The sequence below is a fragment of the Nocardioides sp. 503 genome (assembly GCF_004522095.1).
GTDB lineage: Bacteria > Actinomycetota > Actinomycetes > Propionibacteriales > Nocardioidaceae > Nocardioides.
The window spans coordinates 514,010-527,814 of sequence record NZ_SPUI01000004.1 but is presented as its reverse complement, the minus strand read 5'-3'; the positions used below and the strand labels follow the sequence as shown (position 1 = coordinate 527,814).

14 protein-coding genes are annotated in these 13,805 nt (G+C 73.8%); 4 read left to right on the top strand and 10 right to left on the bottom strand.

All coding sequences use genetic code 11. From position 1 onward, the window contains the following. The first annotated feature begins 35 nt into the window (after nucleotides 1–35). Complete coding sequence (locus tag E4622_RS16305) at nucleotides 36–1,142, top strand: TIGR03857 family LLM class F420-dependent oxidoreductase (RefSeq protein ID WP_134741251.1); 1,107 nt, start codon at nucleotides 36–38, stop codon at nucleotides 1,140–1,142. Then, nucleotides 1,139–2,170 carry a phosphotransferase gene (locus tag E4622_RS16300; protein ID WP_134741250.1) on the top strand — a complete coding sequence of 344 codons (1,032 nt, stop codon included), beginning with the start codon at nucleotides 1,139–1,141 and terminating at the stop codon, nucleotides 2,168–2,170. The genes E4622_RS16305 and E4622_RS16300 overlap by 4 nt, the downstream gene beginning before the upstream one ends. Here the strand turns inward: E4622_RS16300 and E4622_RS16295 are convergent, their stop codons facing one another. Both E4622_RS16295 and E4622_RS16290 read right to left on the bottom strand, forming a co-directional pair. Further along, on the bottom strand, nucleotides 2,171–2,560 hold the full coding sequence (locus E4622_RS16295) for a VOC family protein (RefSeq protein ID WP_134741249.1): 390 nt from the start codon (nucleotides 2,558–2,560) through the stop codon (nucleotides 2,171–2,173). It lies immediately after the preceding gene. Further along, nucleotides 2,557–3,342, bottom strand: coding sequence for a trans-aconitate 2-methyltransferase (locus E4622_RS16290; protein ID WP_134741248.1), 786 nt, complete (start codon nucleotides 3,340–3,342; stop codon nucleotides 2,557–2,559). The genes E4622_RS16295 and E4622_RS16290 overlap by 4 nt, the downstream gene beginning before the upstream one ends. Before the next feature lie 65 nt (nucleotides 3,343–3,407). Between E4622_RS16290 and E4622_RS16285 the strand changes: the two genes are divergently transcribed. Further along, on the top strand, nucleotides 3,408–3,893 hold the full coding sequence (locus E4622_RS16285; protein WP_134741247.1) for a MarR family transcriptional regulator: 486 nt from the start codon (nucleotides 3,408–3,410) through the stop codon (nucleotides 3,891–3,893). A gap of 7 nt (nucleotides 3,894–3,900) precedes the next feature. On the opposite strand, the gene E4622_RS16280 is transcribed toward E4622_RS16285, so the two are convergent. Further along, on the bottom strand, nucleotides 3,901–4,629 hold the full coding sequence (locus E4622_RS16280) for a TetR/AcrR family transcriptional regulator C-terminal domain-containing protein (RefSeq protein ID WP_167736121.1): 729 nt from the start codon (nucleotides 4,627–4,629) through the stop codon (nucleotides 3,901–3,903). A gap of 100 nt (nucleotides 4,630–4,729) precedes the next feature. Here E4622_RS16280 and E4622_RS16275 point away from each other — a divergent pair, with 100 nt between their 5' ends. Beyond that, nucleotides 4,730–6,223, top strand: a complete 1,494-nt coding sequence (locus tag E4622_RS16275; protein WP_134741245.1) for an MFS transporter — start codon at nucleotides 4,730–4,732, stop codon at nucleotides 6,221–6,223. A 27-nt stretch (nucleotides 6,224–6,250) separates the two neighbouring features. On the opposite strand, the gene E4622_RS16270 is transcribed toward E4622_RS16275, so the two are convergent. The 7 genes from E4622_RS16270 to rsmI all read right to left on the bottom strand — a co-directional run bounded on the left by E4622_RS16270 (nucleotide 6,251) and on the right by rsmI (nucleotide 13,798). Beyond that, nucleotides 6,251–8,029, bottom strand: a complete 1,779-nt coding sequence (locus tag E4622_RS16270) for an ABC-F family ATP-binding cassette domain-containing protein (protein ID WP_134741244.1) — start codon at nucleotides 8,027–8,029, stop codon at nucleotides 6,251–6,253. After that, nucleotides 8,022–8,954, bottom strand: a complete 933-nt coding sequence (locus E4622_RS16265) for a 4-(cytidine 5'-diphospho)-2-C-methyl-D-erythritol kinase (protein WP_134741475.1) — start codon at nucleotides 8,952–8,954, stop codon at nucleotides 8,022–8,024. Before E4622_RS16265 ends, E4622_RS16270 begins: the two co-directional genes overlap by 8 nt. Before the next feature lie 5 nt (nucleotides 8,955–8,959). Beyond that, the gene (gene rsmA, locus E4622_RS16260; protein ID WP_134741243.1) at nucleotides 8,960–9,823 is read right to left on the bottom strand and encodes a 16S rRNA (adenine(1518)-N(6)/adenine(1519)-N(6))-dimethyltransferase RsmA; all 864 of its coding nucleotides are present in this window, start codon (nucleotides 9,821–9,823) and stop codon (nucleotides 8,960–8,962) included. A gap of 30 nt (nucleotides 9,824–9,853) precedes the next feature. Beyond that, a complete protein-coding gene (locus E4622_RS23360; protein ID WP_280633769.1) occupies nucleotides 9,854–11,023 on the bottom strand; it encodes a resuscitation-promoting factor in 1,170 nt (389 codons plus the stop codon). A 200-nt stretch (nucleotides 11,024–11,223) separates the two neighbouring features. Continuing rightward, nucleotides 11,224–12,114: a TatD family hydrolase gene (locus E4622_RS16245; protein WP_209021970.1), complete on the bottom strand. Its 891-nt coding sequence runs from the start codon at nucleotides 12,112–12,114 to the stop codon at nucleotides 11,224–11,226. Beyond that, the gene (locus E4622_RS16240; protein ID WP_134741241.1) at nucleotides 12,111–12,950 is read right to left on the bottom strand and encodes an alpha/beta fold hydrolase; all 840 of its coding nucleotides are present in this window, start codon (nucleotides 12,948–12,950) and stop codon (nucleotides 12,111–12,113) included. The genes E4622_RS16245 and E4622_RS16240 overlap by 4 nt, the downstream gene beginning before the upstream one ends. Then, entirely contained in the window at nucleotides 12,947–13,798 is an 852-nt protein-coding gene (gene rsmI, locus E4622_RS16235) for a 16S rRNA (cytidine(1402)-2'-O)-methyltransferase (RefSeq protein ID WP_167736120.1), read from the bottom strand. Before rsmI ends, E4622_RS16240 begins: the two co-directional genes overlap by 4 nt. Between the last annotated feature and the right edge of the window lie 7 nt (nucleotides 13,799–13,805).

Here is a 13,805-nt window from a genome sequence, read left to right as displayed (position 1 = left end):
CTGACACGTGTCAAGTACTGCTAGCGTCCGCCAGCGTGACGCACACCACACCCGCGGGCCGCCAGGAGCTGCCGGAGCTCGCCTGCTACGGCCTGGCCGGGCACAGCGCGTCGCCCGCCGACCTGATCGGCGAGGTGAGGGAGGCCGAGCGCCTCGGGATCGGCTCGGTGTTCCTCTCCGAGCGCTTCAACCTCAAGGACGCCGCGGTGCTCGCCGGCGCAGCGGTGGCCGCGTCCACCACGATCGGGGTCGCCACCGCGGCCACCAACCACAACACCCGCCACCCGCTGGTCACCGCCACCATGGCGACGACGCTGCACCGTATGAGCGGCGGTCGCTACGCGCTCGGACTGGGCCGCGGCTTCGACCTGCTCTTCGACGTGATGGGCGTCCCGCGCGTCACCGGGGCGCAGATGACCGACGCGGTCGGCATCTACCGGCGCCTGTGGCACGGCGAGGCGTTCGGGCACGAGGGCCCGGCCGGCAGCTACCCCTACCTCAGCCAGGACGGCTCCTTCGACGAGGACATCCCGGTGCTGATGATGGCGATCGGCGAGAAGTCGCTCGCGCTCGCCGGCCGCGTGGCCGACGGGGTCGTGCTGCACACGTTCCTGGGCGACGAGACGCTCGCGCGCTCGGTGCGCACCGTGCGCGAGTCGGCCGCCGCCGCCGGCCGCGACCCGTCCGCCGTACGGATCTGGGCGGTGCTCGCCGTCGTCGAGGAGTCGGTGCCCGAGGAGCTCGCGCTGCGCAAGCTGGTCGGGCGGCTGGCGACGTACCTCCAGGGCTACGGCGACGTGCTGGTGCGGGCCAACGGCTGGGACCCCGCCGACCTGCAGCGCTTCCGCGAGGACCCGCTGGTCCAGGGGTACGCCGGGGCGTTCGACGCCGTGGGGACCACCGAGCAGCTGACCTACCTGCGCGAGGAGCTGCTGCCCGCCGAGTGGCTGGCCGCGTCGGCCACCGGCACCGCGGAGACCTGTGCGCGGCGGGTGCTGGACCAGCTCGACGCCGGCGCCGACAGCGTGGTGCTGCACGGCGCGACGCCGGCCGAGCTGGCGCCGGTCGTCGAGGCCTGGCGGTCGCTGCGTCCCGAGGGGCGCTTCGACGCACTGCCGACCAACCCGGGGTGGGCCCGGTGAGCGCCGGCGTGGTCACCGAGGCCGACGGCCTCACCGCCGCCTGGCTGAGCGAGGCGCTGGGCGCGCGCGTCGTCGACGTCGTCGCCACGCCGGTCGGGACCGGTCAGATCGGCACCTGCTACCGACTCGAGCTCACCGGCGAGGGCGTCCCCTCCTCCGTGCTCGTCAAGCTGCCTGCGGCCGACCAGGGCTCCCGCGACCTGCTGGCCGGCGCCTACCGCGGCGAGCTGACGTTCTACGCCGACATCGCGCCCACGGTGGCCGTGCGGGTCCCGGTGTGCCACTACGCCGCCCTCACTCCCGACAGCGGCGACTTCGTCCTGGTGATGGAGGATCTCGCGCCGGCCCGCCAGGGCGACCAGATCGGCGGCTGCACCGTCGACCAGGCGCGCGACGCGGTCGTCAACCTGGCCGGCCTGCACGGTCCGCGCTGGTGCGACCCGACGCTGGAGGACTTCGACCACCTCGCGCTCACGCCGACCGACCAGATCGACCTGCTGGCCGAGCTCGCGGGGCCGACGACCGAGCTGTTCGTCGACGGCCTCGGCGACCTGGTCTCGGAGGAGGACCGCGTCACGCTGCGCGAGGTGGCCCAGGTCGTGGGCCCGTGGAGCTACGCGCGCAGCGAGCGCTACGCACTGGTGCACGGCGACTACCGGCTCGACAACCTGATGTTCCACCCCGACGGCGGCGCGGTGGCCCTCGACTGGCAGACGCTGTCGCTGGGCCTGCCTGCGCGCGACCTCGCCTACTTCGTCGGGACGTCGCTCGACCCCGAGGTGCGCCGGGTGCACGAGCGCGACCTCGTGGCGGCGTACCACCAGGCCCTGCTGGGCTACGGCGTCAGCGGGCACGGTCTCGAGGAGTGCTGGGACGACTACCGGTTCGCGATGGTGCAGGGCCCGCTCGTGGCGACCTTCGGGTGCGCCTACGGGACGCGCAGCGAGCGCGGCGACCGGATGTTCGCGACGATGGTGGCACGCTCGTGCGCGGCCATCCGCGAGCTGGGCACGCTCTCGCTGCTCTGATCAGTCGCGGGCGACGAGCAGCTCCACGCGGTTGCCGTGCCCGTCGAAGGTGTGCACCCGGTCGTGTCCGGGGAACGTGTCGCGCTGGCTGAGGTCGACGTCGTAGCCGCCGTCGTCCAGGCGGCGTCGTACGGCGTCGAGGTCGGCGGCATTGCTCAGCACCAGCGCCGGGTGGGCCTTGCGCGCCGGGGCGAAGGGGTCCTCCACCCCGACGTGGATCTCCGCGGTGACCGCCCCCGACTCGTCGACGGCGCGGAACCAGGCGCCGCCTCGGGCGCGCAGCGCCTCGGGCTTGTCGACCTCCTGCAGGCCGAGCGCGCCGGCGTAGAAGCGGCGGGCGACGTCCTCGCCGCCCGGAGGGCAGGCGACCTGGACGTGGTGGAGCCTCACGACGCGCGCCTCGCAACCACGAAGATCCGTCGGAACGGGAGCACGACCCGGCCGTCGCGCTCGGGGTAGGCCGCGCGCAGGCGGCGCTTGAACTCGTCCTCGAAGGCGGGCCGCAGGTCGTCGGGAAGCGCCTGCAGCGTGGGCCGGGCGCCGGTGGCCGAGACCCAGGTGAAGACGGCGTCCTCGCCGGTGAGGACGTGCAGGTAGGTCGTCTCCCAGGCGTCGACCTCGCAGCCGAGGCCGGTGAGGTCCTCGAGGTAGACCTGCGGGTCGTGGCTGGCCGGGCTGGCGATGCCCTGCACGTGCTGGGCGTAGGGCTCCTCGGCCGCGAGCTCCGCGCGCAGCGTGTGGCTCGGCTGGTCGAAGTTGCCCGGCACCTGGAAGGCGAGCCACCCTCCCGGCCGCACGGCCTCGACCAGCTGTGGCAGGAGCTCGCGATGCCCCGGCACCCACTGGAGCGTGGCGTTGCTGACCAGGACGTCGACACCACCCTCCGGCGGCTGCCAGGTGCGGACGTCGCCCACCTCGAACCGGGCGTCGGGCTGCGCCTCGTGCGCGGCGCGGATCATCTCCTCGCTGGAGTCGACGCCCACGACCTCCGCGTCGGGCCAGCGCCGGCCGAGCAGCGCGGTGAGGTTGCCCGGGCCGCAGCCCAGGTCGACGACGCGAGCGGGCGCGTCGGCGTCGACGCGGGCCAGCAGCTCGACGAACGGGCGGCCGCGCTCGTCGGCGTAGGTGAGGTAGCGGTCGGGGGCCCAGCTGTGGGTCGGAGTCGGTGCCATCGCTCCATCGTGCGACCGATTTATCTCGATGTCAAGATTCTCGACGCATCCGCTACGCTGCTGCCATGCGGGACGAGGTGGACGAGCTGGTCGAGGCGTGGGCGCGCGAGCGCGACGACCTCGACCTCGAGCCGGTCGCCGTCTTCAGCCGCATCAGCCGCCTCGCGCGCCACCTCGACCTGGCCCGCCGCGCCGCGTTCACCGCGCACGGGATCGAGTCGTGGGAGTTCGACGTGCTCGCCGCGCTGCGCCGCGCCGGCGCGCCCTACGAGCTGTCGCCGGGACGCCTCCTGCGCGAGACGCTCGTGACCAGCGGGACCATGACCAACCGCGTCGACCGCCTGGCCGCCCGGGGCTTCGTCGAGCGCTATCCCGACCCCGAGGACCGGCGCGGGGTGATCGTCCGACTCACCCGCGAGGGCAAGACCGCCGTCGACGCCGCCTTCGAGGCGCTGCTCGAGGCCGAGCGCGCGCTCCTGGCCGACCTGGCCCCGGCCCAGCAGAAGCGGCTCGCGGGCCTGCTGCGCACGCTGCTGGCTCCGTACGCCTGAGGCGACGTCAGGACGGCGCGGGGATCTGCGCCGCGAAGCCCGCGATGAGCATGTCGATGCCGAACGCGAACCGGGCGTCGCTGTCGCCGTTCATCATCAGCGGGAGGTGGCGCACGAGGTAGGGGTAGCGCTCCGGAGGCAGCGCCGCGAACTCCCGCTGGACGGCCTCGAAGTACTCCGACCCGATCTCCTCGGCGTCGCGTCCCGAGCCGTCGTCGAAGCGCTGGGACATCAGCCAGCCCTCGAAGACGTCGGCGCCGACGTAGAGCGAGAGGATGTCGAGGGCCCACGTCGCCACCTGCGGGGGGACCCCCGCCTCGATCATCGCGGTCAGGTTCGTCTCGATGCCGTCGAGCACCCGCTCGGTGACCGGGACCGTGCCGAAGGTGAGCCGGGCGACGTCGCCGTGACGCGCCATGACGGCCCGGGACTCGTACGCCCAGGAGCGCAGCCGCTCCTGCCAGGTCCCCCCGCTGGGCAGCTCCATCTCGTCGATCACGCGCCGGAGCACGTGGCCGAGCAGCGCGTCCTTGTTGGCGACGTAGGCGTAGAGGCTCGCCGGCCCGGAGTCGAACGCCGCGGCGACGCGGCGCATGGAGACCGCCTCGACGCCCTCGGCGTCCACGATCTCCAGGGCGACGTCGACGATCGCCTCCAGGCCGAGGGTGGGACGTCGACGCAGCCGCGCGGCGCGCGCGCGGACCTGGGCAGGGGACGGGCTGCGGGACGGGCTCATCACGCCCATCCTAGTTGACGCGAACACTGTTCGCGTGTAGAACACTGTTCGTCCTCGTGTGCGAACAGTGTTCGCCGTCCTCGTCAGCTCAGGAGCCACCATGTCCACCACTCCCCCCGAGCCGTCGGCCGCGGCCGCCGCGGCCGGCACCGGAGGCCTGGCCCGCGCGGCGTACGCGCTGCGCTGGCCCGCCCTGTTCGTCGTGCTCGCCGCGGAGGTCATGGACCTCCTCGACGCGCTCATCACCTCGATCGCGGGACCCACGATCGTCGCCGACCTCGGCGGCGGAGAGACGCTGGTGCAGTGGCTCGGGGCTGGCTACACGCTCGCCATGGCCAGCGGGCTGCTGCTCGGCGGGCGCCTGGGCGACATCTTCGGGCGGCGCCGGATGTTCCTCGTGGGGATGGCCGGCTTCACGCTGCTCTCCCTGGTGTGCGCGCTGGCGCAGTCGCCCGAGATGCTGATCGGCAGCCGGGTGCTGCAGGGGCTCGTCGGCGCGGTGATGCTGCCCCAGGGGCTCGGCCTGATCAAGGAGATGTTCCCCGAGGACGAGGTGGGCAAGGCCTTCGGCACCTTCGGCCCCGTCATGGGGCTGTCCGCCGTCGGCGGCCCCATCCTCGCGGGGTTCCTGGTGGACGCCGACCTGTTCGGCTGGGGCTGGCGGACCATCTTCGCCATCAACGTGCCGATCGGCCTGGTGGCCCTCGTCGCCGGGCTCCGGCTGCTGCCCGCCTCGCGCCCCGACCCCACGATCCGCATCGAGCTCACGAGCGTCGCGATCGCCGCGACGTCGATGTTCCTGCTGGTCTACCCGCTCATCCAGGGCCAGGAGCACGGCTGGCCCGCCTGGACCTTCGCGATGATCGCGGCCGGGGTCGCCGGGTTCGCGCTGCTGGCCCGGATCGAGGTCGCCCGCGACCGGGCGGGGCTGGTCACGCTGGTGACGCCCTCGCTGTTCCGCAAGAGGGCGTTCACCGGCGGCATCGTCACCGGGATGGCGCTCTTCGGGTCGCTGATGGGCATGAGCATCGCCTTCACGTTCTTCGTGCAGTTCGGCCTCGGCTACTCCCCGCTCAAGGCCGGCCTCGCCGGCGTCGCGCAGGCCGTCGGGATGGTCGTGGGGTTCGTCGCCTCGGAGCCGTTCACGGCGCGGCTCGGCGGCCGCCGGCTGATGCACATCGGCGAGGCCGTCGCGGCGGCCGGGTTCGGCGGCTTCGTGCTCACGCTGGGCCTGGCGGGCGACTCCGTGGGCATCGGCTCCATGGCGCCCGCGCTCGCGGTGGTCGGCCTGGGGATGGGACTCACCATGGCGCCGTTCTTCGACCTGGTGCTGGCCGGCGTGGACGACCAGGAGTCCGGCTCGGCCTCGGGCGTGCTCACGTCCGTGCAGCAGCTCGGCGGCGCGTTCGGCATCGCCGCGCTCGGCACGGCCTTCCTCCACGTCCTGGCCCACAGCGACGCGGCGACCCGGGTCGGCGCCTACCGAGACGCCGCCGGCGTCTCGATGCTGCTCGCCGCCGGGTTCATGGCGCTCGCCTTCGCCCTGACGTTCCTGCTGCCCGAGCGGGCACGCGAGGGGGCGACGGGGCACTGAGTGGCGCAGCGTCAGGGGTGCGGGGAGTCAGCCCTCGAGGATGTCGGCGGCCTCGAGCCACTCGAGCTCGAAGTCGTCCTTCTGGGCCAGGAGGGTGCGGAGCTCGGCGCTGAGCTCGGCGACGCGGGTGTAGTCCTGGGCGTGCTCGACGATGAGGGCGTTGAGCTCGGCCTCCCGGGCGTTGACGCGGGCCAGCTGCTTCTCGAGGCGGGCCAGCGTCTTGCGGGCCGTGCGCTCCTCGGCACCCCCGACCTTGCGCTTGGGCTCTCCCCCGCCCGCCGCGGCCGGCGTCGCCGCGGGCGCCGCGGCTGCGGCGAGGTCCGCCGTACGCCGCTCGAGGTACTCGTCCACGCCCCGCGGCAGCATCGAGATCTGGCCGTCGCCGAGCAGCGCCCAGACGGAGTCGGTGACGCGCTCGAGGAAGTACCGGTCGTGGGAGACCACGATCAGCGTGCCCGGCCAGCCGTCGAGGAAGTCCTCGAGGACGTTGAGGGTGTCGATGTCCAGGTCGTTGGTGGGCTCGTCCAGCAGCAGCACGTTGGGCTCGTCGAGCAGCAGCCGCAGCAGCTGGAAGCGGCGTCGCTCGCCACCGGACAGGTCGCCGATGCGGGTGGTGAGCTTGTCGCCGGTGAAGCCGAAGCGCTCCAGCATCGAGGTGGCGGTGATCTCGCCGTCGCGGGTGCGGGTGACGCGGCTGACCTTCTCCACGGTCTCCAGCACCCGACCCGTGGGGTCGAGGTCGTCGAGCTGCTGCGAGAGGTGCTTCAGCGCGATCGTGCGACCGTGCTTGACGCGGCCCGACTGCGGGGCGAGGTCCCCCGAGATCAGGCTCAGCACGGAGGTCTTGCCGGCGCCGTTGACCCCGACGATGCCGACCCGGTCACCCGGGCCGAGCCGCCAGGTGGCGTGCGACAGCAGCGTGCGGTCGCCGCGCACCAGGTCGACGTCCTCGATGTCGACGACGTCCTTGCCGAGCCGCTGGGAGGCGAACCGCTGCAGCTCCAGCCGGTCCCGCGGCGGCGGTACGTCGGCGATCAGCGCGTTGGCGGCGTCGATGCGGAACTGCGGCTTGGAGGTCCGGGCCGGCGGGCCGCGGCGCAGCCAGGCCAGCTCCTTGCGGACGAGGTTCTGGCGTCGCGACTCCGACGCGGAGGCCTGGCGCTGGCGCTCGGCCTTGGCCAGCACGAACGAGGCGTAGCCGCCCTCGTAGGCGTCGACGACGCCGTCGTGCACCTCCCAGGTCCACTGGCACACCTCGTCGAGGAACCACCGGTCGTGGGTGACGACGACCATCGCCGACTCCCGCGCCGAGAGGTGGGCGGCCAGCCACGCGACCGCCTCGACGTCGAGGTGGTTGGTGGGCTCGTCGAGCACGATCAGGTCGTGGTCGCCGAGCAGCAGTGCGGCCAGCGAACAGCGACGCCGCTCGCCACCGGACAGCCCGACCACGGGACGGTCGAGGGACACCCCGGCGAGCAGGGTCTCCACGATCTCGCGGGTGCGCTGCTCGGCGGCCCACTCGTGGTCGGCGAGCCCGCCGAGCACGGCCTCTCGGACGGTGTGGGTGTCGACCAGCTCGTCGCCCTGGTGCAGGTAGCCGACGTGCAGGCCGCGCTGGCGCGACACCCGGCCGGCGTCCGGCTCCTCGAGGCCCATCATCACCTCGAGCAGCGTGGTCTTGCCGTCGCCGTTGCGACCGACGATGCCGATGCGCTGGCCGGCGCCGATGCCGAGCGACACCTCGGTCAGCAGCGGCCGGACGCCGTAGGACTTGGAGACGCGCTCGAGGTTCAGCAGGTTAGCCATGGTGTCCTCCGACGACGTGGGCGCCCGCCACGGCACCGTTGGCGACCAGGACGATGCCGTGCCCGAGGCGCATCATCGCGCCCGCGAGGTCGCGGGCATGGTCGGCGGACTCGCACAGGAAGACGCAGGTCGGGCCGGAGCCGCTGACGAGGCCGCGCAGCGCGCCCTCCTCCTCGCCCTGGTCGAGGAGCAGCCCGAGGTCGGGCCGCAGGTCGATCGCGGGCTCCTGCAGGTCGTTGCGCAGGAGCCGCGCCAGCCGGTGCGCGTCACCCGAGGCGACGGCGGCGACGAGCTCATCGGCGGGCGGCGGGGTGGGCGAGGCGTCGGGGAAGAGCTTGTCGAAGTGCGCGTAGACCTCCGGGGTCGACATCCCCTCGAGGCTCGGCACCAGGACCCACCACCAGGTGCCGGCGTCGGTCAGGGGCGTGACGACCTCACCGCGGCCGGTGCCGAGCGCGGTGCCTCCGAGCAGCGCGAACGGTACGTCGCTGCCCAGCTCGGCCGCGATCGCGAGCAGGTCCTCGTCGCTGGTCTGCACGTCCCAGAGGCGGTCCAGCGCGACCAGCGCGGCGGCGGCGTCGGCCGATCCGCCCGCCAGGCCGCCCGCGACCGGGATGGCCTTCTCGATGAGCAGGTGCCCGTCGGCGGCGATGCCGTGGTGGCGCGCCAGCAGCGACGCGGCGCGCGTGACGATGTTGCCGCTGTCGACGGGGATCGCGCCGGCGTCGACCCAGTCGGCCACCTGCAGCCGCAGGTCCCAGCCGGGCTCGTCGTCGCGGGCCGTGACGTCGTCGCAGAGACCGACCGCCTGGTAGACGGTCGTGAGCGGGTGGAAGCCGTCCTCGCGGGCGGCGCCGACCCCGAGGTGCAGGTTGATCTTGGCGGCGGCGCGCACGGTCACGGGCGTCGCACCCGGGGTGGTCATGGCGGTCACGGGTGGAGCACCTCGGCGATCCTGGCGAACTCGACGACGGACAGGGACTCGCCCCGGGCCATGGGGTCGACGCCCGCGCGCTCCAGCACGGCCGAGGCCTCCTCGGCGGAGCCGACCAGGGGGCGGATGGCGCCGCGCAGGACCTTGCGCCGGTGGGCGAACGCCAGGTCGACGACCGAGAACACCTGCTCGCGACTGGCCGACGTGGCCGGCGGCTCGCGGCGGGTCCAGGCGACGAGCCCGGAGTCGACGTTGGGCGCCGGCCAGAAGACGTTGCGCCCGATGGCGCCGGCCCGGCGGACGTCGGCGTACCAGGCCGCCTTGACCGACGGGACGCCGTAGACCTTGGAGCCCGGAGGTGCGGCCAGCCGGTCGGCGACCTCGGCCTGGACCATCACCAGCCCCCGCTCGAGGGAGGGCAGGAGCTGGAGCAGGTGCAGCAGGACCGGCACCGAGACGTTGTAGGGCAGGTTGGCGACCAGCGCGGTCGGCGCGGGACCCGGCAGCGCGGCGATGCGCATGGCGTCGTCCAGCAGCACCTCGAAGCGGTCGGCCTGCTCGGGGGCGTACGTCGCCACGGTCTCGGGCAGCAGCCCGGCGAGCAGCTCGTCGACCTCGATCGCCACCACGCGGGAGGCCACGCCGAGCAGCCCGAGGGTCAGCGAGCCCAGGCCGGGGCCGACCTCCACCACCACGTCGTCGGGCCCCACGCCGGACTCGCGCACGATGCGACGCACGGTGTTGGGGTCGATCACGAAGTTCTGCCCGCGCTGCTTGGTGGGGCGCAGGTCGAGGCGGGCAGCGAGCTGACGCACCTCTGCCGGCCCGAGAAGCCTCGGACCGGCAGAGGTGTCAGACATGACGGCCACGGTAGTGGCCGCGACCCGGGCTCAGGTGGGGAGCCCCAGCTTGCGCGCGCAGCCGGGCCAGGAGCCGTAGCCGCCGGTGGCGTCGCGCAGCCGGGTCGCCACGGCGATCTGGGTCTCGCGGCTGTTGTCGCTGGGGAGGCCGGTGCCGCCGTAGGCCTGCCAGGTGCCGACGTTGAACTGCAGGCCGCCGTAGTAGCCGTTGCCGGTGTTGATGGACCAGTTGCCGCCGGACTCGCAACGGGCCAGCGCGTCCCAGACGGTGTTGCCGGTCTCGATGGGCGACGCGGTGCCGACCTCGACGATCTCGTCGACCGGCTTGCGCAGCACCTGCTGGCGCAGCACCTTGCGCACGACCAGCTCGCCGTTGCGGTACTCCAGGCGGTAGGTCACGTTGCGCAGGCCGGAGCGGCCCTCGCGGACCACGGAGGTCTCGCCCTCGGCGCTGGAGTCGTCCTCGCGCTCGATCGTGGAGAAGTCGAGGGGCTCGCCCTTGACGCTCTTGCGGACGACCCGGATGTCGGTGAAGACGATCCGGTCGCCGTCCTTGACGACGGTCCCGAAGTCGGGCTTCGCCCGGTCGGTGCGCTGGACGGGCACGCCGAGCTCGCCGAGCGCCTCCTGGACGGTCAGCGCGGTGACCCGGCGGGTGACGGGCTTGCGGCCCGCGACCTTGAACGTGAGCCGCTTGGCGGTGACGACCTCCAGCTCGAGCCCGTCCCGGTCGATCTCGGCGCCGCGGCTGGTCGAGAGCTCGGCGTCGCGGGTGACGCTCATGCCGATCTCGCCGAGCGCGGAGGTCACGTCCGTGGCGGTGACCCAGTGGGTCTGCTCGACGCCGTCGACGACCACCTGCAGCGGCCGGGCGTACTTGACGCTCACGAGGCTGCCGTCCTCGACCTCCTCGTCGAGGCTCGGGACGACGACGTCACGCTCCCCCACCTCGATGCCCTCAGCCTCCAGGACCTCTCCCACGGTGTCGCCGAACGCCGTGACCTCACGGGTCTGGCCGTCGACGGAGACCCTCAGCGTGGTGCCGAGGGAGGCGTAGCCGTACGTCGTACCGACGACCGCCAGGGCGGCCACGACGGCGAGCGTCACGAGGACGCGACGGCTGCGCAGGACGGCGCCGAACCTGCTGCGCCTGGTGCTGGGGGTGCTGCTGGGCGTGGTGCTGGTGGTGCTGGGGGTCACGATGCTCCGACCGTCGTCCTCTCCGGTCCTCGGGGCGCCAGCGCGGTGCTTCTGGTGGTGCACGCTGGCCCGGATCCTTCCCCGATCCCGGCCGTCTGCGACCCAGAACAACAGTGCGCCGGTGCAGATGGCAAACCCTCGCGGTCCCTCCAGGGGCGCCGGGTGACCGAGATCTCGGCGCGCCAACCCCCTCTCAGGGGCTACCAGGCGCCGCCGAAGGCGCGCTCGGTGTTGGCGTCGACCGCGGCGCAGAGCGCCTCCAGGTCCGCGCCGCGGACCTCCGCCATGGTGCGCATCGTGAGCGGGACGAGGTAGGAGGCGTTGGGGCGCCCGCGGTAGGGCGTCGGGGTCAGGAACGGCGCGTCGGTCTCGACGAGGACGCGGTCGGCAGGCACGACGACGAGGGCGTCGCGCAGCGGCTGGGCGTTCTTGAACGTCACGGTGCCGGCGAAGGAGAGATAGGCACCCCGGTCCAGGCACCGGCGCGCGAAGCCGGCGTCACCGGAGAAGCAGTGCATCACCCACCGGTCGGGCACGCCCTCCTCGTCGAGCACCGCGAGGACCTCGTCGTGGGCGTCGCGGTCGTGGATGACGAGCGTCTTGTCGAGCCGCTTCGCGAGGTCGATGTGGCGGCGGAAGGACTCGACCTGCGCGGCGCGGCCCTCCTCGCCGGTGCGGAAGTGGTCGAGCCCGGTCTCCCCGATCGCCCGGACCTTGTCGTGGGTGCGCGCCAGCGACTCGATCTCGGCCAGGGCCTCGTCGAGCGTGCCGGCCTCGGCCTGCCGGGGCGCCTCGTTGGGGTGCAGCGCGACGCCGGCCACGAGCGCCGCGTGCTCGGCGGCCGCCCGCACCGCCCACCGGGCTCCGGGCAGGTCGCAGCCGATCTGGACGATGCGCGCCACCCCGACGGCCGCGGCCGCCGCGATCGCGTCGGCCGTCGGGACCCAGTCGCCGTCGGCGATGTCGAGGTGGCAGTGGTTGTCCACGACGGGGTGCGGCAGCGGCTCGGGGGCCGGCGGGCGCTCCCGGTCGCGGCGGCTGCCGCTCCGCTCCTCGGTCGCGGCCCGGCTGCGGGTGGGCTCCTCGCTCACACCGACCACACGCGGTCCAGCACGGCGCTGGCCAGCTGCTCGGGCGCCTGGGTCGGGATCCAGTGGGTGACGCCGGCGAGCTCGACGAAGGAGTACGGCGCGTCGACGTAGGACTCGGTCAGCTCGGCGCCGCGCCGGTCGATCGCGGTGTCGCCGTCGCTCCAGACGAACGTCGTCGGGACCGTCGTGTGCTGGGTGGCGAGCTCGCGGTCGACGAAGGGGATCGCGCGGTACCACGACAGCCCGCCCGTGAGTGCCCCCGTGTCGACGACCTCGCGGCGGCAGCGGGCGACCTCCTCGCGGGTCATCCCGGCCGAGGCCAGGCCCAGGTCGAAGGGGCCGCCGCGGCGGCGCGCCGCGAGCTCCACGACGTACGGCGCCTGGAACAGCAGCATGTACCAGGACCGCAGCCCCTGCGGCGAGGTCAGCACGGCCTTCTGGAACGCCGCGGGGTGGGGCACGGACACGGCGGTGAGGCTGCGCACGAGCACCGGGCGGCGCGCGGCCAGCCCCCAGGCGACGGCGGCGCCCCAGTCGTGCCCGACCACGTGGACCGACCCCCCGACCCGCTCGATGAGCGCGGCCACGTCGTCGACCAGCTCGGTCAGCCGGTAGGCACGCCGCCCGGAGGGGCGGGCGCGCTCGGAGTAGCCCCGCTGGTCGAGCGCGAGCGTGCGCAGCCCCGCGGCGTGCAGCAGCGGCGCCACGTGGCGCCAGGAGGTGGCGCGCTCGGGGAAGCCGTGCAGCAGCACGACGACGTCGCCCTCGATCGGGCCCTCGTCGAGGACGTCGAAGGTCAGGCCGTCGCGGGTGAGCGTGCGGATGCGTCGCGTCATGCGCCGTGCACCAGGTTGTAGACCTCGCGCTTGGGCACGCCGGCCAGCTTGGCGACCTCGACGATCGCGTCCTTGCGGTTCATGCCCCGATCCTCCCTCTCGCGCACGGCGTCGCGCAGGCTGGTCTCGTCGGAGGCCACCGACGGTCCGCCGTCGGCGCCCTGGACGACGATCGTGACCTCGCCGCGGACGCCCTCGGCGGCCCAGGCCACGAGCTCGCCGAGCGGACCGCGGCGCACCTCCTCGTGGGTCTTGGTGAGCTCGCGGCACACGGCGGCGGCCCGGTCCTCGCCCCAGGCCTCGGCCATCGCGCGCAGGGCCGTCTCGGTGCGGTGGGGGGCCTCGAAGAAGACCATCGTGCGCTCCTCGCCCGCCAGCGAGGCCAGCCGGCGCCCCCGCTCCCCCTGCTTGCGCGGCAGGAAGCCCTCGAAGCAGAAGCGGTCGACCGGCAGCCCCGACACCGCGAGCGCCGTCAGCACCGCGGAGGGCCCCGGCACGGCGGTGACCGGCACCCCGGCCTCGACCGCGGCGGCGACCAGGCGGTAGCCGGGGTCCGAGACGCTCGGCATGCCGGCGTCGGTGACGAGGAGGACCCGCTTGCCGTCGAGCAGGGCCTCGAGCAGCACGGGGGTGCGCGCCGACTCGTTGCCCTCGAAGTAGGAGACCACCCGTCCGGTGACGGTGACGCCCAGGTCGGAGGTCAGGCGCTTGAGCCGCCGGGTGTCCTCGGCCGCGACCACGTCGGCGCCGGCCAGCTCCTCCGACAGGCGCGGCGGCGCGTCCGCGACCCGGCCGATCGGGGTCGCGGCCAGCACGAGCACACCGGGTCCGCGCTCGTCGTTCGTCACGCGGCGA

What these genes read in the sequence shown, in the direction of transcription:
- rsmA (WP_134741243.1), bottom strand. Translation starts at nt 9,823, where the DNA reads ATGTCTGACACCTCTGCCGGTCCGAGGCTTCTCGGGCCGGCAGAGGTG.
- E4622_RS16285 (WP_134741247.1), top strand. Translation starts at nt 3,408, where the DNA reads ATGCGGGACGAGGTGGACGAGCTGGTCGAGGCGTGGGCGCGCGAGCGC.
- E4622_RS16290 (WP_134741248.1), bottom strand. Translation starts at nt 3,342, where the DNA reads ATGGCACCGACTCCGACCCACAGCTGGGCCCCCGACCGCTACCTCACC.
- E4622_RS16270 (WP_134741244.1), bottom strand. Translation starts at nt 8,029, where the DNA reads ATGGCTAACCTGCTGAACCTCGAGCGCGTCTCCAAGTCCTACGGCGTC.
- E4622_RS16265 (WP_134741475.1), bottom strand. Translation starts at nt 8,954, where the DNA reads ATGACCACCCCGGGTGCGACGCCCGTGACCGTGCGCGCCGCCGCCAAG.
- E4622_RS16240 (WP_134741241.1), bottom strand. Translation starts at nt 12,950, where the DNA reads ATGACGCGACGCATCCGCACGCTCACCCGCGACGGCCTGACCTTCGAC.
- E4622_RS16280 (WP_167736121.1), bottom strand. Translation starts at nt 4,629, where the DNA reads ATGAGCCCGTCCCGCAGCCCGTCCCCTGCCCAGGTCCGCGCGCGCGCC.
- E4622_RS16275 (WP_134741245.1), top strand. Translation starts at nt 4,730, where the DNA reads ATGTCCACCACTCCCCCCGAGCCGTCGGCCGCGGCCGCCGCGGCCGGC.